The following is a 23,008-nucleotide window of genomic DNA, read 5'->3' as shown; positions in this document are numbered from 1 at the left end:
CATGGCATATGCCGATCCAATTGTTGAGGCCGGAAAGCGAATAAGCCCTTTTTTTATTGAGTCTGTTGCAGTTGGTTCAATTGTAACAATTGCTGTTATTACAGCAAAAATAGTTGGAATGTTAAAAAATTCACAAACTAACACTGTAAGAAAAACTGCAATCCCAGTTTTAATCACTCTTCCCCCAACGATATTCCATTTTCTATCTTGATTCATTTTTTATATCCTTCATTTCTGTTTCATTTTATATACATATATTATATATTACTAAAATAAAAAAACCTACTACGTGAATATTCAAGAGTAAGTTTTCTATCTCATTATTTCATTATAGGTAAATGCATTATTATTTGTTGGCCAATTGGTCCCATTCTTCTAAAACCTTTATCCTCGAAGCCCACTTTTGCATATAAATTTTGTGCAGGAATATTTCTTTCATTCACAGCAAGTACAACTTCATTTTTTATTGGAAAATAGCATTTTACAAACTCTTCTAATAATAACAATGACTTTTTAGCGAATCCTTTTCTTTGTCTATTGTGATTAATAGAAAATGACGTTAAAAGTAAAGCATCCTCATTATCTGTGAACTCCTTTACTCTATCTCCCGTTTCCAATGCGAAAAGACCCACCGGTACCCCATTGTAATCTAAAATAACAATCACATTTTTTGTACGATCACTTTTTGCTTTTTCCAGTAATGCGCTTGGATCTGCTGTAAACTGAACTTGTTCACTTGGTAAAGTAAATGTTTGTATAACTTCTTTATATTTCTCCTTATACGGAACTAATTGAATTTCCCCTGTGTGTATGTTCATGCTAAACTCTCCCATTTTTTAGCTTATTAACTTATACCTTGCTGTGCTTTTGAATGCACTCTTCCATCTAAAAAGGTAATTTCAACAAATGAATTTGGATTGTTTCCTTTCCAAGCAAAAATTTGTTTAATTTGTGTAGAATGTTCTACCCCTTCTTCTATAAGTAAATCCCCTTCAAAACCAATTAAATCTTTCACTTCTGTATAAGTCATTCCTTCATTTATGTTCGAGAAATGATTTATATTGATAGATTCTTTCTGTTGCCTTTCCATCACAGTAGAAGAAGTTGCTGTTTGATTTTTCACTTCTTTTCTCTTTTCACACGCTGTCATACTGAAACCTAAGCATAAACTAAACAATATACATGCGCTTTTTTTCATCATAACAGTTGTCCCTCCCATCATAATTAAACCATATATTCCCTTAAAAATAAACTGAATATTTAATATTATACTTAAAAACCTCGCACAATTAAGTACGAGGCTAATTTCATTTATTCAAATGATTATTTGATTGATCATCCTGTTCTTTTCTTAACTCTTGTTCTTCATCTTTTGGTAATTGTTTATCATTATCTTTAATTGGATTCGTTTCTCGATTTTCAATCATATCATTTGGAACTTGTGGCATTACTCGTCCCACAATAGCCGCTAATTCATCTAGTATACCTTCACCTGTTTTTCCTTTTTTAATTTGCTTTCCGATTTGTTTGAGGCGTTCATACGTATCAACATCTGCTACAACGACTGCATTAGCACCGTCAGGGTCATTTTTTAAACTTTCTGCAACAGAATATTTAATTGATTCAACACGAGTTCGATCAAGTTTTGCTTTTACGTCTATACCTACAATAGCATATTTTCCAACAACGACCGCTGTCGCATCATTCACACCTGGCACACTTGCTGCTAAAGATGCTAAATGATCTGCCGCTTTTTCATTTGGCTTATTTGATTTATTCGTATAATTAACATTTTTCATTGAAACATTTTTTTGTTCCGGCTTTTCGTTTGGGTTTTCTTTTGTTCCAATACTGCATCCAGTTATAACGAAGCAAAGCATTAATATATATATTAGAGTTTTCATTATTTTCACCACTTCACTTTTAAGGTTTAATCATAAATTTTTTCAACAGCTTGCATTTTCTTTACCTTTTCCTCGGCCCCGCTATTAGCATTAATGAATATTTGGTACGTATCTTTTCCTAAAGTACCTACAAATTCATAGCAAAGTACTTCATTATGCAAATCATTAACTACTACAGCTTTACGTTCTTCCATTACTTTTACATCCGGATTGATTTTCTTTCTTGCTTCTGCTGCAGTTAGCTTTGCCGATGGAACTGTTCGTTTTTGATGTGACGCTAAATATTCTTTTGCGGAGAACCCTACGATAGAACCGTCATCTAAAGCAATTTTCATTTGGATTGCTTCTGGATAAATTCGTACTCCATTTTCATTTACTACATACGTAAATACACCAACATTATCATATTGAGAGCTATCATAAAGCTCCATATTATTAAACTTATGGTCCTTTAAAAATTTCAAACCTTTACTACCTGCATCGTTTAAACTAACTTTCTGTTCTTTAATTTCGCGGTTATTCATAACCCAAATTGGATATCCGCCTTTTCCGGTAATATCCATATAGAACTCATTGTTCGTTGCTTCATCTTTAATTTTCACACTATAGAAGGATTCTTTCGCACCTTTTCCACTTTTCTCTACATCTACTTTTTCATTTCCTTTTAAATTCAAAAACGATTTGGCAATTTTCGCTGCTTCATCTTTAGAAATTGCCTTTCCTTCCGCTTCAAATCCGCCTTTTTTATTTTTTTGCGCACTTGTAAAGGTCGGTCCGAAGTTTGTAGAAGAATATGATGTTACGTTTTTCTCTACAGTTTTCAATCCATCAATAATTGTGTTATCTGCTGGATCACGATTTGATGCAAGTGCCATTTCTACATCCATCCAGCGTAAATTATTTTTCAAAACAAGATGTTGTACTTTTCTTAGTTCATCTTGTATATTTCCTGCATTTGAATATAAAGTTTGTAGCGTTTTATATTCTTGCTCATTTAACGGCTCTTTTTCTAAATCACGAATGGCTGCACGGTAACTGAAATCACCGATATTCGCTAAAAATTCTTCCGTTTTATTAAATGGCATTAATGTTAAAGGAAGTTGTCCTACATCTGAGCGAGCTTCAGATGTTAAACGCCATACATCCGCTAATGCAGGTGATAAAGATGATCGTGAATTCATCGCAAGTGTTGTACCAATTTTATCGTGTAATAAATCGACTTCGTATGCTAAATCATGGAATGCACGTTGATAGCTATTTTCCGCTCGAATTAAAACCGCATTTTTCTCTTGGTGCTCTTTATAGCCCCAATAGGCTGTTCCTACTACACCGACTGTTAATAATACAATGATAATACCTCGTAACATTGTCCCACCTCCGCTCTATTTACAGAAAATATGTTTACCGATTTTTTTAATTTGTGGACGAGTCCAAATCCATTTACTAGTCGCAGTATCTGGATTGAAATAATATAAAGCATTTCCTGTTGGATCCCATCCGTTAATCGCATCTAAAACTGCTTTTTTTGCTGTTTCATTTGGCGTTAAATATATTTGTCCATCGGCTACCGCGGTAAATGCTCTAGGCTCAAAGATTACACCTGAAACAGTATTTGGGAATGACGCACTTGTAACACGATTCAAAATAACGGCAGCTACTGCAACTTGTCCTAAATACGGTTCACCACGTGATTCTCCGTATACTGCGTTTGCCATAAGCTGAATATCATTTTGAGAATAACCGTTCGGAACATTTGTCCCTTTATTTTGAGGTGGTTTATTCTCTTGTGCAGTTCCGCCGCTATTTCCTTTATTCGTTGTCGTCCCTTTATTAGCAGTTGACTTGTCATACTTCGTTGCCTTCACGAGCATTTGCTTCGTTTTAGCTCCAGCTAAACCATCAACGGGTAATCCGAATTTCTCTTGAAAATTCCGAAGTGCCCAGTATGTACCCCATCCGAAAACACCATCCACTTTTCCCGTATAAAATCCGTTATATTTCAAACGAGATTGCAGTTCAATGACATCTTCGCCAGATGCTCCTCTTTGAATAACTTGATTAGAAAAAGCTTCTACATTCTTTAGTTGTATACTACTGACCATTAAAGACAGTCCTATGAACGCAAGTAAAACTGCTATTTTAAAAATAGCTTTTTGGCGCATAATTTTCCCTCCTTAATTACGGAAATGATTTCTTGGTTATGTTTTGTAAAAGCCTCGCTTTTATGTAAAGAAGACAAAAAAATCCAAACTAATATCGTTGAAAAAATATGTAAACAATATAAAAAAAGGATGAAAGGAGTTCATCATGAAGAAATCGTTAAAACGTGTCGCACTCGTCATTCTGTTCCTAACAACATGTTCAAATATATATACAGACTCATCAATTGTTCATGCGCAGCCGCCGTATGCCAAATGGGGTAAACTTGCCGTAGAAAAGACGAAAGAACAATACCCAAAAGCAGAAATTATTGACTATCTTCATATAGGTAGAAAACCAAAAACAGTTCAAATAACTGTTGAAAAATTTAAATTGTGGTTACGTGAAGATGGAAAAGAATATGGTGTTTTTGTTGATGTAGAATTTGAAACGAAGACGGAGAAATTTATAAAGTTGTCGTTTCAGAAGACGAGTAGATAAAGTGAAACTTTAATCAGTCCTCACCAATCGGGCTGCCCGTTAATGCGGGATAAAATGAAACCCCACTGTTAAAAATGGAAACAGTGGGGTTCCTTGCATTTCTAAAATTCTTTCCTAAAGTTTCGATTCCCTAAAAATCTTACCAATATACAAATAGCGCCAATTACTACAGCTATCCCTATACTATATAAAAGTACTTTACCATATCCACCTATTCTCGGATCTAAAAACGGATATGGATACCAATTCACGATTGGACCACGTATTAAGCTATATACAACGTAAAAACACGGGAATAAGAGCCAACTTGCAGCTTGTTTCCAAGTGATTTTCTTAATAGGTGGATTTAAAATCCAATCTAAAAGCATTGCAATCGGCATGATATAATGTAGCACAGTATTTACCCATGGTATTGCCGTTTGAAGTGACTCTTCTAACCCTCTTAGTAACAAAAAATAAACGAGTCCTGTCGTAAGTATGTATACCGTTGCCGCACCACGAAGTATACTAAACTGTTCTGAGCGACCAAATGTAGCTGTTCCGATACTGCTTAAAAGGAGAATACATGCAACTAAAATGTTACTTTCAATGGTGAAGAAACTAAAAAAGTTAACTGGATTAAACGGCTTCACTTGTGCCCTAATTATGAATTGCGTAATAATGGCGCTACACACTAGAAGACTTAAACATAATCTAAATAAAGATAAAATTTTTTCATCCTTCATACATTCCCTCCTTTTCTTATATATAATTAGAATTTCCCTGTACATGCTCAATAAATAGTTTTAATGGAACGAGCCCACGTTTTGGCATATGACTACTTATAATAGCTACTATTTCCAACTGAGGAATGATAACGATGTATTGTCCGCCGTATCCCATAGCAAAATATATACAATACGGTATGTGAAATCTTCCGTTATGTAATACCCACCAGTGATATCCATATGCACCGACATGTTCATATGTTTCAAATAGAGCCCTACTTGACTCTTCTAACCATTTCGCTGATACAATTTCTTTTTCATTCCAATATCCATTTTGCAAACATAACTTTCCTAATTTTAATAAATCGGTAGATTTCATTTTCATACCGAAGCCGCCGACATATATACCTTGCGGATCTTGTTGCCACTCGTATTCGTTAATTTCTAATGGATCAAATAAATATTTCTTTGCAAACCGCTCTGTCGACATTCCAGTAGCTTCTTGAATAATATAGCTCAGTAAATGAGAAGAACCTGAATTATAATTCATTTTTGTAGCGGGTTCTTCAATTATTGGCTTTTCTAATATGTACTGCACCCAGTTCTCTGATTCTACAAAGTCATTTGGGAATACTACTCCATTTCCAAACTCTTTCCAATCCTCACCAGTAGTCATTGTTAATAAGTGATAAAGCGTCAAATCATGTTTTTCCCCAGGTACATTTTCAATCCACTCTGTAATCGATGTATGTATATCATTTATATAGCTCTTATCAATTGCAATACCAATTAATAAAGATACAATACTTTTTGTAATCGAATTTATTTTATATAAGTTATTTGCACATTCAGGTGTTTTATAGTACTCAGTTGTTAATTCCCCTTTTTGATAAACAAGAAATGTATTCACTTTTTTCTTTTCGAATTTATTTTCTAGTTGCTTGAAATCCAAAAACTTTACCTCCATTTAAATAGTTACTCCATTTATTATATCTTGTTCCTTCATTTTAAACATAATTGTGCTCAAATAAAAATAAACCTGTCAGCCATAATGAACTGACAGGTTTATTTTTATAATTTCGTACGAACATTCCAAAGCTCTGGGAAGAATTGTTGATCAAGTACTCGTTTTAAATAAGAAACACCGGAGGATCCACCTGTTCCCATTTTATGTCCAATAATTCGTTCTACTGTTTTCATATGACGGAAACGCCATTGTTGTAGCCAGTCTTCAATATCAATCAATTTTTCAGCAAGCTGATATAAATTCCAATATTTTTTCACATCCGCATATACTTCTAACCACGCTGCTTCTACTGTTGCATCTTCTTCATAAGGTTGCGTAATATCACGGTTTAACACATCTTTATGAATAGGGAATCCTTCTTTTACTAATGCTTGAATCGCGACATCATATAGACTTGGTGCATGTAGCGCTTTATGAAGTCGTGCATGTAATTCTGGATCCTTTTCATAAATTTTTAATGCGTGTGGCGTTTTATAGCCAAGTGCATACTCAATCATACGATATTGATACGATTGAAAACCTGAAGCTTGACCGAGTGAATCACGAAACTCAATATATTCTGATGGTGTTAATGTCGCAAGAATATCCCAAGATTGAATAATTTGAGACTGAATTTTTGATACACGTGCTAACATTTTAAAAGCTGGTTGTAATTTATCTTGTTTAATAGATTCAATCGCCGCATTTAGCTCATGTAAAATGAGCTTCATCCAAAGCTCACTTGCTTGGTGAATAACGATAAATAACATTTCATCATGATGGTCCGATAATCTTTTTTGAGAAGATAGTAAACTATCTAATTGTAAATACTCCCCATACGTCATATTCTCTTTAAAATCCGTATGAATCCCTTTTTCCATAATTACTTTTTCATTTTCTTTCATATTAGCCAAACGCCCCTTTTATATGATTCTACTTATATTGGTCTAATAACGGCTCGAACTGGACTTCCATCTGCATCAGTTAATGCAAGTGGTAATGCAATAAGTTCATAATCACCGTCTGCTACATGATCTAGTACGACATTTTCTAAAATATGAATTCCATGTTTAAATAATTGATGATGTGCTGCTAATTCTTTATCATCTAGCGGATCAACTGATGGTACATCTACTCCGATTAAACGAATACCTTTCTCTGAAAGAAACGACGCTATGTCTGCACGTAAATGAGGGATCACCTCTGGAAATTCTTCAGCTTTTCCATGTGAAGATGTACGTAATAATAATCGTTCTACACCTTCTAAATGAAAGCTTTCTAATTCCTTTTTCCCGATGCTTTCAAAATTAGAAACGTCAATAATCCGTGCTGGACCAACATAAACTTGAACATCTAAATCTAATACTTTCTTTCCATCATTATCAAAATGAAATGGTGCATCAATATGAGTGCCTGTATGAATACTCATCGTTAACTTTCCGACATTTACCGAGCCACTTTCTTCTTTTGACCATGAAACTTCATACGAGAACGGTGTGTCTCCTGGCCACGTTGCAATATTATTATTTAGCGGTTGTGAAATATCAATCCACTCTGATGTTTTCATATTTATGCCACAACCTCTCGCTTATTTTCAAACTGCTTATACTCTTTATTTTTCATAATTTTCTTTAATATTTGTACAGATTTCCACACTTCTTCGTATGTGTTATATAAAGCGACCGGCGCAAGTCTCACCCCATTTGGCGCTCTAAAATCTGGAATTACTCCATTTGCTTTTAGTGCTTTACATATACGTGCTGCTTCTGCATGCTCTAAATAAATGTGCCCGCCTCGTTTTTCATCCTCTAATGGATTTCCAATTGTAAATTCGAAATCTTTTAATTCATGTCCAATTAAATTCAGCATGTATCTCGTAATATGTAAAGATTTCTCACGTAAACGTTCAATACCAGCATCTTTGAAAATTTCAAGTGAACCAATTAATGGTGCTGTACTTAAAACGTGCGGTGTACCAATTTGATAAGCACCTGCATGATCAGCAGCTGTTAATGTATGATCCATATCAAACTGCTTATCTTTTCTAGAACTAAACCATCCAGACAACCCTGGTAGTCTATTAAAATGTTTATTATTTACATAAATTCCTGCAACGCCACCCGGTCCTGCATTTAAATATTTATAATTGCACCAAACAGCAAAATCGACATCCCAATCTTTGAAATGATGCGGAATAGATCCTATTGAATGGCATAAATCAAATCCGATATGAATGCCGCGTTTATGAGCTTCCGTTGTTAAACGTTTCATATCAAGAATTTGACCACTTCTATATAAAACAGAAGGTAATAAAATTAAAGCGATATCATCTTCCATCGCATGGATAATATCTTCTTCAGAAAGTGTTCTACCATCTCGGCTTTTCACTCTTACTAAATGCTCCTCTGGATCTAATCCTTTTAAACGAATTTGACTTTGAAGTGCATAAATATCTGATGGGAAAGTTAATTCATCCGCAAGTATTTTTGTACGTATTCCTTTTGGTTCGTAAAACGTCGCAATAACTTGGTGTATATTTGTAGTTGTAGAACCGGTTACAATAGTTTCTTCGGGTAAAGCTCCAATAAGAGGGGCTGTAAGTTTACCTAATTTCTCTGAAAGGAAAAACCACGGGTGCTCACCTTCTGTCCAGCCGTCAATGCCATACTCTTTCCACGAATCTAGCAACGTAAGTAATGATTTCTCTGCTCTTTTTGAAAGTAGCCCTAATGAGTTTCCATCTAAATATATAGTACCTTCTTTTTTATAGAATTCAGTTTGAAAATCTTTCAGTTCATCATGTTTATCACATTCAAGCGCATACTCATAAGTTGGTTGAAATGGTTCTTTATACATGGTGTCACCTTCTCTTAATTTTCTTTTTATTCTAACTAATTGAAATATATCACCTTAATTGATACAACGTCAATGATATTATGTCAGTTGACTTTATATATGAACTTCTTTTACAATACAGTTATATTTTCAGATATTTCAGTATAAAGAGGTGATTCTTTGAAAAACTCTACTCTTTCATCAAGAAAACACCGCTCCTTAGAAACGAAGAAGAAACTATTACACTCTGGTTACACTATTTTTATAAATAATGGATTTCAAAAAACGACAATTACACAAATTATTAAACATGCAGAAACTGGTTACGGAACAGCATATGTATACTTCAAAAACAAAGATGATCTCCTAATTAGTTTAATGGAAGATGTTATGAATCGTTTTTATAATATCGCTGAACGCTCTTTTTCTCCACAAACAAAAGAGGAAGCACGTATAATGATCCAAAATCAAGTTAGAGCATTCCTGCAATTAGCAAATGAAGAACGCGCTATTTTGCAAGTTGTAGAGGAAGCGATAGGATTATCAAGAGAAATACGGCAAAAATGGGATGAGATTCGGGAACGTTTTATAACAAGCATTAAACAGGATATTACTTACTCTCAAGAAAGTGGATTAGCACAACCTAATTTAAATAAAGAGATTGTAGCACGCGGTTGGTTCGCGATGAATGAATCGTTTCTTTGGACTATTACGCAAAATGACAAAAAGATTAACTTAGAGGAAATTGTGTATACGTTAACGGAGATGTATACGACCGGGTTATATAAATAGCACACCTTCAATAAGTAAGGTGTGTTATTTTACATCTATAAAAATATATTATCTGGGTATGGTAGTGCTAAAGTAGGCTTTTCAGAAAATGAGAAATATTGTAGTTTTAAAGATTCACCATCTATCGATTTCAGTTTTCCACTAGTAACTTCACACTCAAACACAACAACAATATATTCTACCTTATCGCCATTTGCATATGTATAACGAAACTCTTCCCCTCCAAATACCCCTTTTTGTTTTTTTACTTGTACTTTCAATCCTGTTTCTTCCCACACTTCACGAACTACCGCTTCTTCTGGAGTTTCTCCAGGCTCAATTGCTCCAGCTGGCAAACTCCAGTATTCCCCGCCAGGATATTGAAACAAAATATCTCCCTGCCCATTCTTTATAACAGCAGCTACACTCGGTATTAGAATTAGTTCATGGCCTAATTGCTCACGGATTTTTTTATAATATAGCGACATCGACATATAATTCCCTCCCACTCCAATAAAAAACAACTGTATTTTCTGACACCTATTGTATAAGAATACCAATAACAATTTCTATATAGAAAGGATAAGAAAATTACTCCCCTTTATATCTGCTACACTAGATAATTTATACAGTTCTAAACCTCGCGTTTTCCATTCTTGTGAATCTTGTTTAATTATCTTTTTAAAATATTTTAGTAGTGGCCATAAAGCATACTCCTTATGATCTACATAACTAACAACATCCCATTTTAACTTTTCATTAATTTCACTCATAAGTTCGGGTATTACTACTTCACCATATTTTTTAAAACATTCATGAGTTTCTTCGTAATTTTAAAATAAAGTTTGATTAAAAATATCGTGTTAACCCGTATTCTATGGTAAATAAAAAGAATCCATTTTGAAAAAGATTGATCAAAATGGATTCTTATCCAGCAGGTTTATGTTTTGGTTTTATAAAAAAGTTTGATCATTTTCTATCAATGAAAACAATTAATTGACTATTTTTATTATGAAAAGGTCGGAGCAGGAAATTCATCAATTTTGATACGAAGTAAACTATAAGGTTTCTGTCGTAAGTCTTTTCCATAATGAAATCTAGGCTGTCGATGTAATTGGTTCACAATGACATACAAATATTGATCCGGACCAATTGAAAAAGTATCCGGCCACAAAATTCTCGGATCATGTACGATAGCTTCCATTATGCCATTTGGCAATATCTTACGGATACTGTTGTTTTCATAATCTCCAGCATAAACAGTTCCCTTTGCATCGGTGATCATTCCATCAGACGCACCTTTTTCTCCCCAATACTCCACATGATAAGGTAAATTCATGTCCGGTATCGTTCTGTCTCTCAAGGCTTCTGTTGAGATCGAGAACAAATGCCGACTGGTTAGTGGAGCAAAAAATAATATCTTTCCATCGGGAGAAATCGCAAGACTATCAGACGCCAACCTAAATGGAGAAGTTGAACCGTCTTTGTTTCGATTCATTAAAATTTGACCTTCTACTTTCGGTAAAAAATAGGGATCGGGTGAAGTTGAATTTGCTCCATTTAACCGTCTAAACGCGTTTCCATTTGATAAATCTACGACGATAATAGCTCCTGGTCCTCTTGAAGAAGAATCCGTTATATAGGCATAACCTGCTTTTCCAACACGAAAATCAAAACGGACATCATTCAGATAAGTTGTAGGCAGGACAACATCTTCTGTAAAGGTATATACTTTTCTTATTGTATTGGTTTCTAAATCAACAGCGACTAATTTTGCCCCCCCTTTAATAGGTTCAGAAAAATTGGGTGCCGCTGTATCTAATATCCAAAGCGTTCCCCTTCCATCAGCAACTACACTTTGGACACTGATGAAAGTCATTGGGATATTCTCGGGGTTAACCAAATTGGTTTGTAAATTAGGATAAGGCTGCAATTTATCCTCTAAAATTTCCGCCACCGTAAATTTAACATCGTCTCCCCATTTCGGAAAGCAAATGAAAATACGACCGGTTTCTGAAACAGTAACACCTGTAGGCATAGCCCCATAAAATGCATAAACTAGTTCTAAATTACCGAAATATTTTTCACTAGGTAACATAGGTTTCATAATATCCTCCTCAAGCATTCAAACGGGATATCTCCTATATATGATTTATATTTTTTCTAGTGCATGTTTCTTAATAAGTTTTTCTATACGAAAAGATGATTGAATTGATTGTTTTCGAAATTTAATAAGTCTGTCAGAAGAAAGGAAACATTTTAATTTAAAGGTCTCCAGATGAAGTAGAATTCAATTAGCAGGTAGCGAAGTTCAATATTCCCGAATCAACGTTAAGCTGGTATAAAAAATGGGGAAATTTCCCCCTTTAAATTTGTGAAAAAATGTACTTAAGCTAAACTGCCCGTTAGTTTAAGTGTAACACTTCACAAACAATCTTTTGAGTATTCTTATTATTCCTGTTTCCTCAACAATCTGGCCCTTTAATTGAACAATACAACTGAACTTTAAGGGGCAAAAGAAAAATCTTATATTAATATAGGGTTTTATCAATCTTTTTTATAAATTATCAAACTTTATTTTAAATCAATACCACACTTTATTCCATGTTCCATGAGTGACTAACGGGTGCTTTGAACAAGAAAATAAAGGTGAGTACATATTATACATGACTAATATGCGCTCACCTTTATTTTTTTAGGATTTATAGCTTTTAGGTCTTGATAATAATTTTTAGTGGTTTTATTAACAATTTATATTTAGTAAAATTACTTTTTATGAGTTTGATATAAGTCAATAGAATTTCCTGGCCAATATAACTATGTATGTTAGCACACTTTTTCTTTATTCAGTCTACTTACAATTCCAACTATAAATTTATATTCAATCCTCTTCTTGTTAATCTTTTTAAATCCTTCTTTCGTATCAAAAATTAAACACGTTTTCCGAAACCACATTCGTACATATAGTGACTCAAAATAAATAGGTTTTATAATTCCTCGTTCTTCAAATTCAGTTCCATCTTTATTTTCGGTTTTTGTTCGAACGAACCACCTATTTCCGAAGCCGATTTCAATATACTTCACATAAGTCCCCCTTCCGGGAATTATTTTCTAACAATTCTATTATTTCCCCGGTAAGCGCACATTCCGACAGAACATGAGCCCACAAAGAAAAAGTAGATTACAAAAATCTACTTTATAACTTATATTTTTGCATTCGTTTATAGAATGTACTACGGGGTACATCTAATAGTTTTGCAGCTAACGAAACATTTCCGTTTGTCTTTTGTAATGCTTCAATCATGCTATCACGCTGTATTTTTTTACGAAAATTCAATGTATGTTCTGTTTTATTTTCAACTTGTAACTCAAGTTGTTGTTGATTTCCCATCATTGTTTGTATCAAAAAAGCGACTTGTTTTTCGCATATTTCCCGTCCTTGCGACAAAATGTAAATGCGTTCTAATACATTTACTAGTTCTCGAATATTTCCGGGCCATGTATGTTGTAAAAATTGATTGCAAATACTTTTAGGAAATACAACATTCCAATTCTTCCGTTCGCAAAAGTGTTGTATAAAATATGGGATATCCTCTTTTCTTTCTAATAACGATGGAACATATAACGGATAAACGTGCAAACGATAATATAAATCTTGACGGAATTTCCCTTCTTCTACTAACCTTAGTAAATCTTTATGTGTGGCAGTAATAATACGAATATTTACTGGTACCTCTTTTGAACTTCCTATTGGAGTTATTGTGCGTTCTTGTAAAACACGCAATAAGGCTACTTGCATCTCTGGTGGTACTTCGCCAATTTCATCTAAAAACAGTGTTCCTCCATTCGCTTGTTCAAATTTCCCTTTATATCCTTGACGTCGCGCACCTGTAAATGCACCTTCAGCATAACCGAACAATTCACTTTCTATTAATTCTTTAGGCAAAGAACCGCAGTTAACAGCTATAAAGGGCCCGTCTTTTCTTGGACTATTTTCATGAATCGCTCTCGCGACATATTCCTTTCCCACTCCTGTCTCACCACATACATACACACTAGCATCAGTCGGTGAAACAAGCTTAATTTCTTCTAGTGTGTGTTGAAATGCTCTGCTTGTCCCAGTAACTCCTGGAAAAGTAATTCCTTTTATAAATGTGAGAGCAGAATATGTATTCATTTGTTCGTTTTCCTTTAAATACATATATTTCCCAATCATTCTTTCATTACTATATACTGGTATCTCTAATTTAGTTTCTAATCCATGGTGCATTAACTCTTCAAGTTTCATTCTTGACCAATTATTTATTCGTTCACGAACGCTCTTACTCGCAGAAACGATAACATCACGATGATTACAAATAACTACTTGTTCATCACTATCAATGACATCTAAAAAACGATGAATTAATTGTAATTCATTTTGATGAACTCTTATGCTACATTCACGTTCTATCGCATGTGCAATTGAAGTTACCATACCGAGCATATATGGATGCGAAAATTCAATTGGACAGGAGAAATCTAGAACACCAATTAATTTCCCGTCATCATTATGAATGGGAGCAGCCGCACAACTCCAGCTATGAGATACCACGGAGTAATGTTCAGTACCACTTATCATAATAGCTTCTTCAATTTCTAGCGCTGTTCCTATTGCGTTTGTCCCCACAGCTGCTTCCGTCCATTTTACACCTTCAATAAAATTAATATGTTTCGCTCGCTTTAACGTTTGTTTATTTCCACTTAACGATAGAACATAACCATCTGGATCGATTAATAATGCCATCATTTGTAGTTCATCAATGGTTTTTCTCATATTTTGTATTTGAGGGATTGCGATATCTAGGAAGATTTCACTCTTTTTCTTTTGATCTTGAAAAAAATTAGAAGACAAAATTTTCTGACCTTTATTCATGTGAGGATTCACATTTGCTTGTTTACATCGATGCCATGACTCTGAAATTCTTTCGTTTATACGGTTCGAATCAAGGACTCCTTCATTAATAAACTTTTTCCATGTATGTAAGTAAAACGGTGAAGCTAACATTGTATCATCTCCCTATTCATTGTTTTGGAGATCTGTAAAAACATACTTTTATTATAAAACTGAATAAAAGCGTTTTCAATAAAACTAGAAAGACGACACAAATATGTTAATAATTTGAATATCTTAATGCACTTCTTTATTCTTTTTTAGTAGCACTATATTTTGTATAATGGAAGCAAAGAAAATACATAACCAAAACCACTTTTGTGGATTACCGTTTATAAAGAAAACAATCACGGCTATTGCAAAGAAAATAGTGGATGCTAAACTAAAATATAATTTTGTTTTCATTCCTATTATCCCTCACCCTCTATTACTTTACAGTACATACTAACTCTTCATTTTTCATCTCTACTATGTACTCCTGTAAAACATATTCTTTCCCGCCATGGTTTTCATACCATTCATGTATTCTTCTAATATGCCTCTCGTCACTTCTAATTTTCGATTCTATTTCTTTATACTGTTCATAACTATCATATTCCCATATGGCAAATACTTCAGACGTACCATTCTTATTATCTTTCATCCAGCGTCCTATTAGCTTAGAACCATGCTTTAATTGATTAGGTAAGTTCGTGTTATTGAAATGATCATTAAATACTTCTATGAATTCATTTTTCACTACATAGTACTTCCTTCTGTAAAACATACTTCTTCACCTCTTTTATGAAAAGTATCAGTAAACCTTCCCATCACTACCGTATTATAATACTTTCCGTCCGATAGTCTTTTGTCATTTTTCAAAACGCCTTCTACTTCAAAACCTAATTTTTTATAAAGATGAATAGCTTTCTCGTTTATCTCTAATACTTGTAAAGATATTTTATTTACTGCATTTTCGTCAGCCCATTTAATAGATTGTTGTAATAGGCTCTTACCCATTTTATATCCCCAAAACTCTTTTAAAATGCAAACGCCAAACTCCACTTTATGAGATAATCTCTTAAAATTTGATCCTTCACACCTTGAAAATCCAACGATTCGATTGTGCACTTCTGCAACTAAAAAGAGATTCTTCGTCTCTTCACTATCTGTTTTTATTATTTTTTGAAATCCTAGATTATCTATAAATCCCTCTCCAGCATCTCTATCCATATTTTCAGTTTCTCCATCAATCTGAACTCTAATTTTCGATAACTGGTCAGCATCTTTCTCAGCTGCAGAACGAATTGTATAAGTTAATCCATTTATATGAAACTCTTGCTCTTTTACAATCATGTCAAACTCCTTTCAAATGAATATAATGGCGCTATTACAACTTGTTTACCTTGTTTCTCAAAGTCCTGAACAGTTTCTTTACTAGCCTCTTCGTCAGTTATAATAATGTCAATTTTTTTTAGAGACTCTCCTCTTATAAAACAATCTATTCCAAGTTTATTATGCGGAACTAAACAAATATTTCTTCTAGCAATTTCACTTACTCTTTTACTAAAATAAGCAACTTCAGGTGTTGCGGTACTAATACCTTGTAATGAAATGCCTCCACCTGTAGAGAAATACAGATCAATAGAAAATCTACTTATCAATTCAGAGGCAAGTGTATCAGTAATATTCCCTGAAGGTTTTACTTTTCCGCCAATTAAATACGTATCAATATTCTTATATTCTCGTAGATAACCAGCTATTTCTATAGAATTCGTAATAACCGTAAATGATACTTCCGGTAAATATTTCAGCATCGCATTATGAACGGAAGCCCCACCAATAAAAATTGAATCACCTTCTTGTATATAAGATACCGCAACTCTTGCAATTGTGTCCTCATATATTGAGCTATCACTATAACGTTTAGTTGGTTCCGCAGCTAAGTTTCTCACTCGCGTAAGTTCAATTGCACCTCCGTGCGTTCTTTTTAATAAACCATCCTTTTCCATAATAGACAAATCTCTTCTTATAGAATCAATAGACATATCAAATCTTTCCGCAAGATCCTTTGCTATTACTCTTCCATCTGTATTAAGTAGTTCTAAAATTTTCTCTCGACGTTCTTCAGTAAACATGTTATCACCACCGTTATTGAAGGTTCAGAAACTTAAACTTTATTTTAATTATATGCATGCCTCTTCCGTTTTACAATATTTTCAATTCTTATTTATTCCGTTTTATACAGTCTTCTCCCTCTTTCTATCCTGTTAACTTGACAACCAAATAAATGTACATCTGTATATTACGCAAAAATACTTCCATTTACCTTCCTATTGATGTAAAATTATTCCTATGTTTTACTTTTTAATACAGAAAGGAATTACTATGAACTCTTTAATTAAAGTAACTTGTATAGCATTATTATTTACAGGAATATTAACAGGATGTAATAGCAATACTACATCAAAACAAGAAAAGAGCGCTCTCGAAAAGAATGCAATGCACTATGGAGAAATAGTTAAAAATGAATACTATAGAGCGACAGTTGAGAATGCAAAGTTTGAAAAAATAGACAAAGAGCGGCGCCTTACTACTCGTGTTATGATTAATAATGTTCGAGACGATGGACAAACTATTGATCTTTCGGAAATAAAATATTTCATACAAGATGAAAAAACTGGTGAGAAATATGAAGGTGAAGCTCATCCGATAGATGACGAGCACTATAAAAATGTTCCACACGAATTCTCTTTAACTATTGACGTTGTATTTGAACTGAAAACTTCACCAAAAGATTTAAATAATATGTATTTATACATAGATAGCAAAGCTGCGCCGTTAACAAATACATATTGGAAGCTTGATAATTTAGTATCTAAATAGAAAGACCAGTCTTATACGACTGGTCTTTTTACATTCATACATTTAACACTTATATTAATTTTCTAATAACAACTTGAATAACATCAGCTAAACCAGTGTGCCCTTTCCCTTCAACTCGCTCTTGTTCTCCATTAAAGAAATGAATTACCTTATGTTCTTCACACCAAGTAAGGATATCAATTGGATCATACAGCATATCAACATCTTTTGGTCCACCAGTACAATTGTTTATTTGTTTTTTTGAGTAAACTTCAAACATAATTAATCCACCAGGTTTTATCGTTTGTATCATTTTATCTAATATCATTTTTTTATAATCATCATGAAAATGTCCAAATACCATAATTGCCGCATCATATTCATTTTCTGGCAAACTATCAGCTAATAAATCTACTTTTTTTGTATGCACGTTTACGTTATGCTTCTCTGCCAATTTTTTTGTCTTTTCTAATCCATCTTCCGAATAATCAATAGCTGTTACTTCGTTCCCTTGTCTTGCTAGAAATACAGCATTTCTACCTTCTCCCTCCGCAAATGCTATTACTTTATTGTGATTTGCTAAACGAAATGCTTGTTCTTTAATAAATGTATTAGGTTCTTCCCCGTAAAAATATTCATCTGATTTATATCGATCATTCCAAAAATTATTCATCATCTTCTCTCCTTCTTCATATCATTTTCTAACTACAATCAAAGATATTAAAGAGCCTTTTTATCCTTAATTAATTTAAAAATAAAAGCAGATTAAAAATCCACTTTTATTTTTTTCGCAAGATCTACGATTTTTTGATTTCTTAACTCTTCTTCCATTTTCTCTTCTGCTGCGAGCATTGCCTCATTAATTAAACATCCAGGTTTGTCATGTAAACAACAGTCAAACAATGATGTTTTGCCTTCAATTGCATGTATAATATCTAAAAATGAAATATCTTCCCAATTCTTACTAAGCGAGTAACCGCCCTTTGGACCAGATGATGAGTGTATCATCCCTTCCTTCGTCAACTTAGTTAGTATTTTAGACAAGTACGTTGGTGAAACATTTTGCATTTCTGCTAATTGGTGAACACTAACTAACTTATTTGGTGTGGCCTTTGCCAGAAAAAGCATTGTATGAAGAGCATAATTTGTAGCTTTAGAATATTTCATAGTACAGCTCCTATTGTAGACTTCATGTATCTACAATAACTTTATTTTTTTATTATGTCAAACGTTTGTAATACTCCATACAACATTATTTCTTCACAAGTAATACATCTGCTGCGCAAATCGTCACTTCTCTAAATGGAGAGTCAAATAAAACACCTAGTTCAAAACCATCTTCAGTAAGAGCTATTTCATGATATAACCACCAAGCACTGTCAAAGTTTTCCGGCATAGAACACTGTGTTACTCCTATAAAGGTTACTTCAAGTTTATCAAATTCACTAAAAGTACCACTGCAATCTAATACGATAGACAAAGTATCTTCTGATTCTCTCTTTATTACTTTAATTACACTATCGTGTAGTGATGTCTTGTGTAACTGAGCGACATTTGACGGAAGTTTTTTCTCAATGGAATTAAAATATTCTACGTATGATTGATCTAATTGTGCCATTCTTTTCTCATAATCTGTTGTCCACTCTTGCATACGTTTTTTCAGTTCACCTGATGGATATTCTGAATTAATTGTGATGTTTTGTATAATTGAGTATATCGATTCAGGAAGGAATTTTAATAAATCTATTTTCCTTTCCTCTATTTCTTCCTTTAAACTTTGTATATCCATTTCCGACCATTCTTTTACAGACTCTATAAAACTTACAAATTCTAAAACTTGCATTTTTTTATACCATTCTCTTGTAAAATATTTCAATGACACCTCTCCTAAAATATCTTTACATCCAGTAAAAGCAATACATCCACTTATTATATCATTCCAATAACCATTTTTTCTAAAGAAATAATGTAAAAATGTAAATATTCCGCCTATTATTTCTAAAACTTCAGAATATTTACAAAAGTATAAAATTAGAATACATTTTAGCTGTACAAGATTCACCTGTACAAAAATTCAAACAAAAAGGGATGGTTATATGTTGAAGAAATTAGTAGCAGGGACATTAGTAGCGGGTTTTGCACTAACTGGAGGACTAGGTGCGGTAAGTGCTGAAGAAAAAAGTAACACAATTAAGTCATTTGATTATTTAAAAGTGGATGAACAAAATGTTAATTCATTTGCAAAATTAAGTGATCAGGATAAGAAAGATATCCAAATTACTATGGTATTACCAGAGCAAAATGAAAATGGAGATTGGCTAGCTTATGGTTTTACTAGCCGCGAAACATTAGATGCGTATATTGAAAAGGATAAAAAAGCAATTAAAAATAATATTTATCCTTTAGGTAGCGGTGCTGGTAGTACTGATTTTTATGAACATAAAGATAAAGGTGGCCAATATATATACTGGAGCAGCGGCTTTAAAAACTTACCATCTAGCTGGAATGACAGAATTTCTTCTGTAAGTACAGCGTCACCTTCTGCAAGTTATTCAACGACACTTTGGGAGCACACTTCTACACAAGGATTAGGAAAAGGTGTTATATTTAAACACGCTGATTGGTATGGTAAAACTGCTAATTTAGCTCCTGATTGGAACGATATTACTTCAGCGATTGAAATTAAAAAATAATAGGATATTCTATTAATAAAAAATCAAACCACTATTCTCTTATTTGTTTAGAGAATAGTGGTTTATTATATTTCCATTTAAGCATGTACAGCATGTCCTACCGCTTGCATTAACGCTTCATGAATTGCTTCTGATAAAGTAGGGTGTGCTGCAATATAATCTCTCATTATATCAGCGGTAACTTCTGTATGAATCATTATGGTTCCTTGACCAATAAGTTCAGTTGCATGAGGACCGATAATAGAAATCCCTACAATTTCTTGGTATTTAGGTTCTACAATGACTTTTACTTTACCTACTTGTTCTCCTAAAATAAGAGCTTTTCCGTTCGCTGTAAAAGGAAATTCTCCGATGAGAATATCACCATATTGTTCTCTTGCACCTTTTTCACTTAACCCGACACTAGCTATTTCTGGAGCTGTGTATATACAACGGGGCACAGCGTGATAATTTACTTTCACGTCTTCTCCGCTTGCGTGTAATGCTGCTGTCGTTCCTTCATGGAAGGCAACATGAGCAAGCTGAATTCCACCGATCACATCACCAGCTGCGTAAATATGCGATACGTTCGTTTGCATATGTTCATTCACAGCAATCCCTTTATTTGAAAACTGAACCCCTGCCTTTTCTAATCCTAATTGTTGCACTCGTGGTTTTCTTCCTACAGAAACAAGAACAAATTCTGGAGTTACTTCGTGAGTAATTCCCTCGTATTCAAATGAAGCTTGCTTCTTATAGTTATTTAAACCTTTTAAAACTGCTCCCGTAAAAATTTTCACCCCATCTTTTTCTAATTTCTCTCTTAAAGTATTCGCGATATCTTCATCTTCACCAGGTATTAATTGCGGTGCCATTTCAACTATCGATACTTTTGTGCCAAGTCTACTATAAATGCTTGCAAACTCGCATCCTATTACACCACCGCCAACGATTAACAATGAAGATGGTACACTCTCAAGAGACATGGCATGGCTACTATTTAAAATCCATTTTCCATCAAACAGAGCGAATGGTAATTCTGTAGGTTCGGAACCAGATGCGATAATAAAGCTCTCTCCATCAACTACTTCTTCTTTATTTCCCTGTACAACTCGCATACGATGATCCGTTTCGAATTTCGCTTTTCCTTTTACAACTTTAATTTTATTTTTCTTCATTAAATATTGTATTCCTTGGACGAGTTGCATTACGATTTGTGATTTCCTCGCCTGTATTTGATCCCAATCAATTGATATACTTCCTGTATTAAGCGTAACCCCATAATCATTCGCTTTTCTCACAATGTCATGTACTTCAGCACTTTCTAACAGTGATTTCGTCGGCATACACCCAACATTTAAACATGTTCCGCCAAGGTCAGCTTCATCAATAAGAGTGACATCTTTGCCATTTTGAGCCGCGGTAATTGCTGCTACATAGCCAGCAGGTCCGCCCCCAATAACAACTAATTTACTCATTCTCTCACCTTCTCTTTATAAAAGAATTGTTATAGGTTCTTCTAAATAATGTTTAATTGTGCGTAAAAATGCAGCTGCTGGTGCACCGTCTAATACACGATGATCGAATGTTAAACTTAAAGGTAACATACTTCCTTTTCTTAATTTTTTCCCTTTAAATACAGGAACATGTTCAATTGCACCTACACCTAAAATACCAGTTTCAGGTGTATTTAATACCGGCGTAAAATATTCAATACCAAAGCTACCTAAATTACTAATTGTAAATGTCGTTCCGTGCATATCATCACTACTTAAGCTACCTGCTCGTGCCTTTTGTGCCACATTCTTAATCTCTTTAGACAACTCTACTAAAGATAAATTATTTGCAAAGCGAATAGCTGGAACGACTAACCCTTTTTCTAATGCGACTGCCATGCCTAAATGCACATGTTCAAATTGATGAATTGCATCATCTATATAAGCGCTGTTCATTTCTTTATGCTCTCCAAGTGCTAATACAACAGCATGCGAGACGAAATCCGTAATAGTTAATTTATTATCATATCTTTTTTGTACAACTTCCGCTATTTCTTTATGTAAAGCAACTAAATCTGTTACATCTACTTTCATCGTTAACGTTAATTGTGCGCTATTTTGTAAGCTTGCGTGCATACGATTTGCGATTGCTTTACGCATACCAGTAACAGGAATCGCTTTACTTTCTTCTCGTTCAGATATTTCCGGAACGTTTACTCTTACCTCAAGTGCTTTTAATACATCTGCCTTTGTAATCCTTCCGCCAGGACCTGTACCAACTAATGCCTTGATATCCAGATTTTCAGACTTTGCAATTTTCTTCGCTATAGGTGAAATTTTAATTCTTTGCTTCGATACTTCTTTCCCATTTGCTTCTTGATTTTGTACATTTTGTACTTCTATATTAGATGTTTTTTCTTCTACAACATGTGTGCTTTCCTGCATTTCTACCTTTTCATTCGGTTTACCGATGTAGCAAATTACAGTACCAGGCGGCACTCCTTCATCTTCACTTACAGCTATATCAAGTACCGTACCATCAGCTGGCGCTTCAATTTCCGTTTCAATTTTTTCTGAATTAATACTAGCAATTAGTTCTCCTTTTGCTACATTATCGCCTGCTTTAATATTCCAGCTCGTAATAATACCTTCTTTCATCGCCATACCTAACTTCGGCATTACAACTTCTACAGCCATGTC

General features: G+C 33.9%; 27 protein-coding genes. 4 read left to right on the top strand and 23 right to left on the bottom strand.

Annotated features, from left to right (window positions below; all coding sequences use genetic code 11):
• The 6 genes from H6481_RS24675 to sleB all read right to left on the bottom strand — a co-directional run.
• Positions 1-216: aromatic acid exporter family protein (locus H6481_RS24675; protein ID WP_259347392.1), on the bottom strand; the 216-nt coding region annotated here is incomplete at its 3' end.
• Positions 217-320: 104 nt separating this feature from the next.
• Positions 321-833, bottom strand: a complete 513-nt coding sequence (locus tag H6481_RS24670) for a GNAT family N-acetyltransferase (RefSeq protein WP_120460134.1) — start codon at positions 831-833, stop codon at positions 321-323.
• 11 nt (positions 834-844) lie between these two features.
• Positions 845-1,201: a hypothetical protein gene (locus H6481_RS24665; RefSeq protein WP_016512697.1), complete on the bottom strand. Its 357-nt coding sequence runs from the start codon at positions 1,199-1,201 to the stop codon at positions 845-847.
• A gap of 106 nt (positions 1,202-1,307) precedes the next feature.
• Complete coding sequence (locus H6481_RS24660; RefSeq protein WP_000854060.1) at positions 1,308-1,904, bottom strand: YhcN/YlaJ family sporulation lipoprotein; 597 nt, start codon at positions 1,902-1,904, stop codon at positions 1,308-1,310.
• 26 nt (positions 1,905-1,930) lie between these two features.
• Entirely contained in the window at positions 1,931-3,271 is a 1,341-nt protein-coding gene (gene ypeB / locus H6481_RS24655) for a germination protein YpeB (RefSeq protein WP_182813435.1), read from the bottom strand.
• A gap of 15 nt (positions 3,272-3,286) precedes the next feature.
• Positions 3,287-4,066: a spore cortex-lytic enzyme gene (sleB, locus tag H6481_RS24650; RefSeq protein ID WP_001249053.1), complete on the bottom strand. Its 780-nt coding sequence runs from the start codon at positions 4,064-4,066 to the stop codon at positions 3,287-3,289.
• Between the two features lie 145 nt (positions 4,067-4,211).
• Between sleB and H6481_RS24645 the strand changes: the two genes are divergently transcribed.
• Positions 4,212-4,544 carry a DUF3889 domain-containing protein gene (locus H6481_RS24645; RefSeq protein WP_016512695.1) on the top strand — a complete coding sequence of 111 codons (333 nt, stop codon included), beginning with the start codon at positions 4,212-4,214 and terminating at the stop codon, positions 4,542-4,544.
• A gap of 101 nt (positions 4,545-4,645) precedes the next feature.
• Here the strand turns inward: H6481_RS24645 and H6481_RS24640 are convergent, their stop codons facing one another.
• The 5 genes from H6481_RS24640 to kynU form a co-directional block, all read right to left on the bottom strand.
• Positions 4,646-5,269, bottom strand: a complete 624-nt coding sequence (locus tag H6481_RS24640) for a Pr6Pr family membrane protein (RefSeq protein ID WP_000650960.1) — start codon at positions 5,267-5,269, stop codon at positions 4,646-4,648.
• Between the two features lie 16 nt (positions 5,270-5,285).
• Positions 5,286-6,203, bottom strand: coding sequence for a serine hydrolase (locus H6481_RS24635; RefSeq protein ID WP_065483929.1), 918 nt, complete (start codon positions 6,201-6,203; stop codon positions 5,286-5,288).
• A gap of 119 nt (positions 6,204-6,322) precedes the next feature.
• The gene (gene kynA, locus H6481_RS24630) at positions 6,323-7,162 is read right to left on the bottom strand and encodes a tryptophan 2,3-dioxygenase (RefSeq protein WP_000661957.1); all 840 of its coding nucleotides are present in this window, start codon (positions 7,160-7,162) and stop codon (positions 6,323-6,325) included.
• 32 nt (positions 7,163-7,194) lie between these two features.
• A complete protein-coding gene (gene kynB, locus H6481_RS24625) occupies positions 7,195-7,824 on the bottom strand; it encodes an arylformamidase (RefSeq protein ID WP_097923865.1) in 630 nt (209 codons plus the stop codon).
• A 2-nt stretch (positions 7,825-7,826) separates the two neighbouring features.
• A complete protein-coding gene (kynU, locus tag H6481_RS24620; protein WP_097960863.1) occupies positions 7,827-9,113 on the bottom strand; it encodes a kynureninase in 1,287 nt (428 codons plus the stop codon).
• A 159-nt stretch (positions 9,114-9,272) separates the two neighbouring features.
• On the opposite strand from kynU, the gene H6481_RS24615 reads away from it, so the two are divergent.
• On the top strand, positions 9,273-9,884 hold the full coding sequence (locus H6481_RS24615; RefSeq protein WP_078993734.1) for a TetR/AcrR family transcriptional regulator: 612 nt from the start codon (positions 9,273-9,275) through the stop codon (positions 9,882-9,884).
• Positions 9,885-9,919: 35 nt separating this feature from the next.
• Here H6481_RS24615 and H6481_RS24610 read toward each other — a convergent pair whose 3' ends face one another.
• The 7 genes from H6481_RS24610 to H6481_RS24580 form a co-directional block, all read right to left on the bottom strand.
• Complete coding sequence (locus H6481_RS24610; RefSeq protein WP_097987255.1) at positions 9,920-10,357, bottom strand: NUDIX domain-containing protein; 438 nt, start codon at positions 10,355-10,357, stop codon at positions 9,920-9,922.
• Between the two features lie 515 nt (positions 10,358-10,872).
• Positions 10,873-11,970, bottom strand: a complete 1,098-nt coding sequence (locus H6481_RS24605; RefSeq protein WP_182813433.1) for an L-dopachrome tautomerase-related protein — start codon at positions 11,968-11,970, stop codon at positions 10,873-10,875.
• Positions 11,971-12,689: 719 nt separating this feature from the next.
• Entirely contained in the window at positions 12,690-12,947 is a 258-nt protein-coding gene (locus H6481_RS24600) for a DUF3977 family protein (protein ID WP_182813431.1), read from the bottom strand.
• Between the two features lie 112 nt (positions 12,948-13,059).
• The gene (locus H6481_RS24595) at positions 13,060-14,910 is read right to left on the bottom strand and encodes a sigma-54-dependent Fis family transcriptional regulator (RefSeq protein ID WP_182813429.1); all 1,851 of its coding nucleotides are present in this window, start codon (positions 14,908-14,910) and stop codon (positions 13,060-13,062) included.
• A 313-nt stretch (positions 14,911-15,223) separates the two neighbouring features.
• Positions 15,224-15,562, bottom strand: a complete 339-nt coding sequence (locus H6481_RS24590; RefSeq protein ID WP_000499988.1) for an NIPSNAP family protein — start codon at positions 15,560-15,562, stop codon at positions 15,224-15,226.
• Positions 15,535-16,131, bottom strand: a complete 597-nt coding sequence (locus tag H6481_RS24585; protein ID WP_182813427.1) for a GNAT family N-acetyltransferase — start codon at positions 16,129-16,131, stop codon at positions 15,535-15,537. The genes H6481_RS24590 and H6481_RS24585 overlap by 28 nt, the downstream gene beginning before the upstream one ends.
• Positions 16,128-16,913 carry a DeoR/GlpR family DNA-binding transcription regulator gene (locus H6481_RS24580; protein ID WP_000493642.1) on the bottom strand — a complete coding sequence of 262 codons (786 nt, stop codon included), beginning with the start codon at positions 16,911-16,913 and terminating at the stop codon, positions 16,128-16,130. The genes H6481_RS24585 and H6481_RS24580 overlap by 4 nt, the downstream gene beginning before the upstream one ends.
• A 250-nt stretch (positions 16,914-17,163) precedes the next feature.
• On the opposite strand from H6481_RS24580, the gene H6481_RS24575 reads away from it, so the two are divergent.
• Complete coding sequence (locus H6481_RS24575; RefSeq protein ID WP_182813425.1) at positions 17,164-17,661, top strand: hypothetical protein; 498 nt, start codon at positions 17,164-17,166, stop codon at positions 17,659-17,661.
• A gap of 49 nt (positions 17,662-17,710) precedes the next feature.
• Here H6481_RS24575 and H6481_RS24570 read toward each other — a convergent pair whose 3' ends face one another.
• The 3 genes from H6481_RS24570 to H6481_RS24560 form a co-directional block, all read right to left on the bottom strand.
• Positions 17,711-18,316, bottom strand: coding sequence for a class I SAM-dependent methyltransferase (locus tag H6481_RS24570; RefSeq protein ID WP_141241045.1), 606 nt, complete (start codon positions 18,314-18,316; stop codon positions 17,711-17,713).
• An 89-nt stretch (positions 18,317-18,405) separates the two neighbouring features.
• Positions 18,406-18,807 carry an Rrf2 family transcriptional regulator gene (locus H6481_RS24565; RefSeq protein WP_000877649.1) on the bottom strand — a complete coding sequence of 134 codons (402 nt, stop codon included), beginning with the start codon at positions 18,805-18,807 and terminating at the stop codon, positions 18,406-18,408.
• Between the two features lie 85 nt (positions 18,808-18,892).
• Entirely contained in the window at positions 18,893-19,516 is a 624-nt protein-coding gene (locus H6481_RS24560) for a DUF4085 domain-containing protein (protein WP_069355729.1), read from the bottom strand.
• A 220-nt stretch (positions 19,517-19,736) separates the two neighbouring features.
• Between H6481_RS24560 and H6481_RS24555 the strand changes: the two genes are divergently transcribed.
• Positions 19,737-20,333: a hypothetical protein gene (locus H6481_RS24555; RefSeq protein ID WP_000914435.1), complete on the top strand. Its 597-nt coding sequence runs from the start codon at positions 19,737-19,739 to the stop codon at positions 20,331-20,333.
• 77 nt (positions 20,334-20,410) lie between these two features.
• Here H6481_RS24555 and lpdA read toward each other — a convergent pair whose 3' ends face one another.
• Both lpdA and H6481_RS24545 read right to left on the bottom strand, forming a co-directional pair.
• The gene (gene lpdA, locus H6481_RS24550) at positions 20,411-21,790 is read right to left on the bottom strand and encodes a dihydrolipoyl dehydrogenase (RefSeq protein ID WP_182813423.1); all 1,380 of its coding nucleotides are present in this window, start codon (positions 21,788-21,790) and stop codon (positions 20,411-20,413) included.
• 15 nt (positions 21,791-21,805) lie between these two features.
• On the bottom strand, positions 21,806-23,005 hold the full coding sequence (locus H6481_RS24545; RefSeq protein ID WP_098818808.1) for a dihydrolipoamide acetyltransferase family protein: 1,200 nt from the start codon (positions 23,003-23,005) through the stop codon (positions 21,806-21,808).
• Positions 23,006-23,008: the final 3 nt, after the last annotated feature.

The organism is Bacillus sp. ME78, from assembly GCF_903970865.1.
Taxonomy (GTDB): Bacteria; Bacillota; Bacilli; order Bacillales; family Bacillaceae_G; genus Bacillus_A; species Bacillus_A cereus.
This window is presented reverse-complemented; position numbering and strand designations above follow the sequence as displayed.

Coding starts and splice junctions, on each gene's coding strand:
- H6481_RS24555 (WP_000914435.1), top strand. CDS start 19,737: ATGTTGAAGAAATTAGTAGCAGGGACATTAGTAGCGGGTTTTGCACTA.
- H6481_RS24605 (WP_182813433.1), bottom strand. CDS start 11,970: ATGAAACCTATGTTACCTAGTGAAAAATATTTCGGTAATTTAGAACTA.
- H6481_RS24590 (WP_000499988.1), bottom strand. CDS start 15,562: ATGTTTTACAGAAGGAAGTACTATGTAGTGAAAAATGAATTCATAGAA.
- H6481_RS24585 (WP_182813427.1), bottom strand. CDS start 16,131: ATGATTGTAAAAGAGCAAGAGTTTCATATAAATGGATTAACTTATACA.
- H6481_RS24660 (WP_000854060.1), bottom strand. CDS start 1,904: ATGAAAACTCTAATATATATATTAATGCTTTGCTTCGTTATAACTGGA.
- H6481_RS24580 (WP_000493642.1), bottom strand. CDS start 16,913: ATGTTTACTGAAGAACGTCGAGAGAAAATTTTAGAACTACTTAATACA.
- H6481_RS24595 (WP_182813429.1), bottom strand. CDS start 14,910: ATGTTAGCTTCACCGTTTTACTTACATACATGGAAAAAGTTTATTAAT.
- H6481_RS24570 (WP_141241045.1), bottom strand. CDS start 18,316: ATGATGAATAATTTTTGGAATGATCGATATAAATCAGATGAATATTTT.
- H6481_RS24645 (WP_016512695.1), top strand. CDS start 4,212: ATGAAGAAATCGTTAAAACGTGTCGCACTCGTCATTCTGTTCCTAACA.
- kynB (WP_097923865.1), bottom strand. CDS start 7,824: ATGAAAACATCAGAGTGGATTGATATTTCACAACCGCTAAATAATAAT.
- kynU (WP_097960863.1), bottom strand. CDS start 9,113: ATGTATAAAGAACCATTTCAACCAACTTATGAGTATGCGCTTGAATGT.
- ypeB (WP_182813435.1), bottom strand. CDS start 3,271: ATGTTACGAGGTATTATCATTGTATTATTAACAGTCGGTGTAGTAGGA.
- lpdA (WP_182813423.1), bottom strand. CDS start 21,790: ATGAGTAAATTAGTTGTTATTGGGGGCGGACCTGCTGGCTATGTAGCA.
- H6481_RS24640 (WP_000650960.1), bottom strand. CDS start 5,269: ATGAAGGATGAAAAAATTTTATCTTTATTTAGATTATGTTTAAGTCTT.
- H6481_RS24565 (WP_000877649.1), bottom strand. CDS start 18,807: ATGAAATATTCTAAAGCTACAAATTATGCTCTTCATACAATGCTTTTT.
- H6481_RS24665 (WP_016512697.1), bottom strand. CDS start 1,201: ATGATGAAAAAAAGCGCATGTATATTGTTTAGTTTATGCTTAGGTTTC.
- H6481_RS24545 (WP_098818808.1), bottom strand. CDS start 23,005: ATGGCTGTAGAAGTTGTAATGCCGAAGTTAGGTATGGCGATGAAAGAA.
- H6481_RS24575 (WP_182813425.1), top strand. CDS start 17,164: ATGAACTCTTTAATTAAAGTAACTTGTATAGCATTATTATTTACAGGA.
- sleB (WP_001249053.1), bottom strand. CDS start 4,066: ATGCGCCAAAAAGCTATTTTTAAAATAGCAGTTTTACTTGCGTTCATA.
- H6481_RS24610 (WP_097987255.1), bottom strand. CDS start 10,357: ATGTCGATGTCGCTATATTATAAAAAAATCCGTGAGCAATTAGGCCAT.
- kynA (WP_000661957.1), bottom strand. CDS start 7,162: ATGAAAGAAAATGAAAAAGTAATTATGGAAAAAGGGATTCATACGGAT.
- H6481_RS24670 (WP_120460134.1), bottom strand. CDS start 833: ATGGGAGAGTTTAGCATGAACATACACACAGGGGAAATTCAATTAGTT.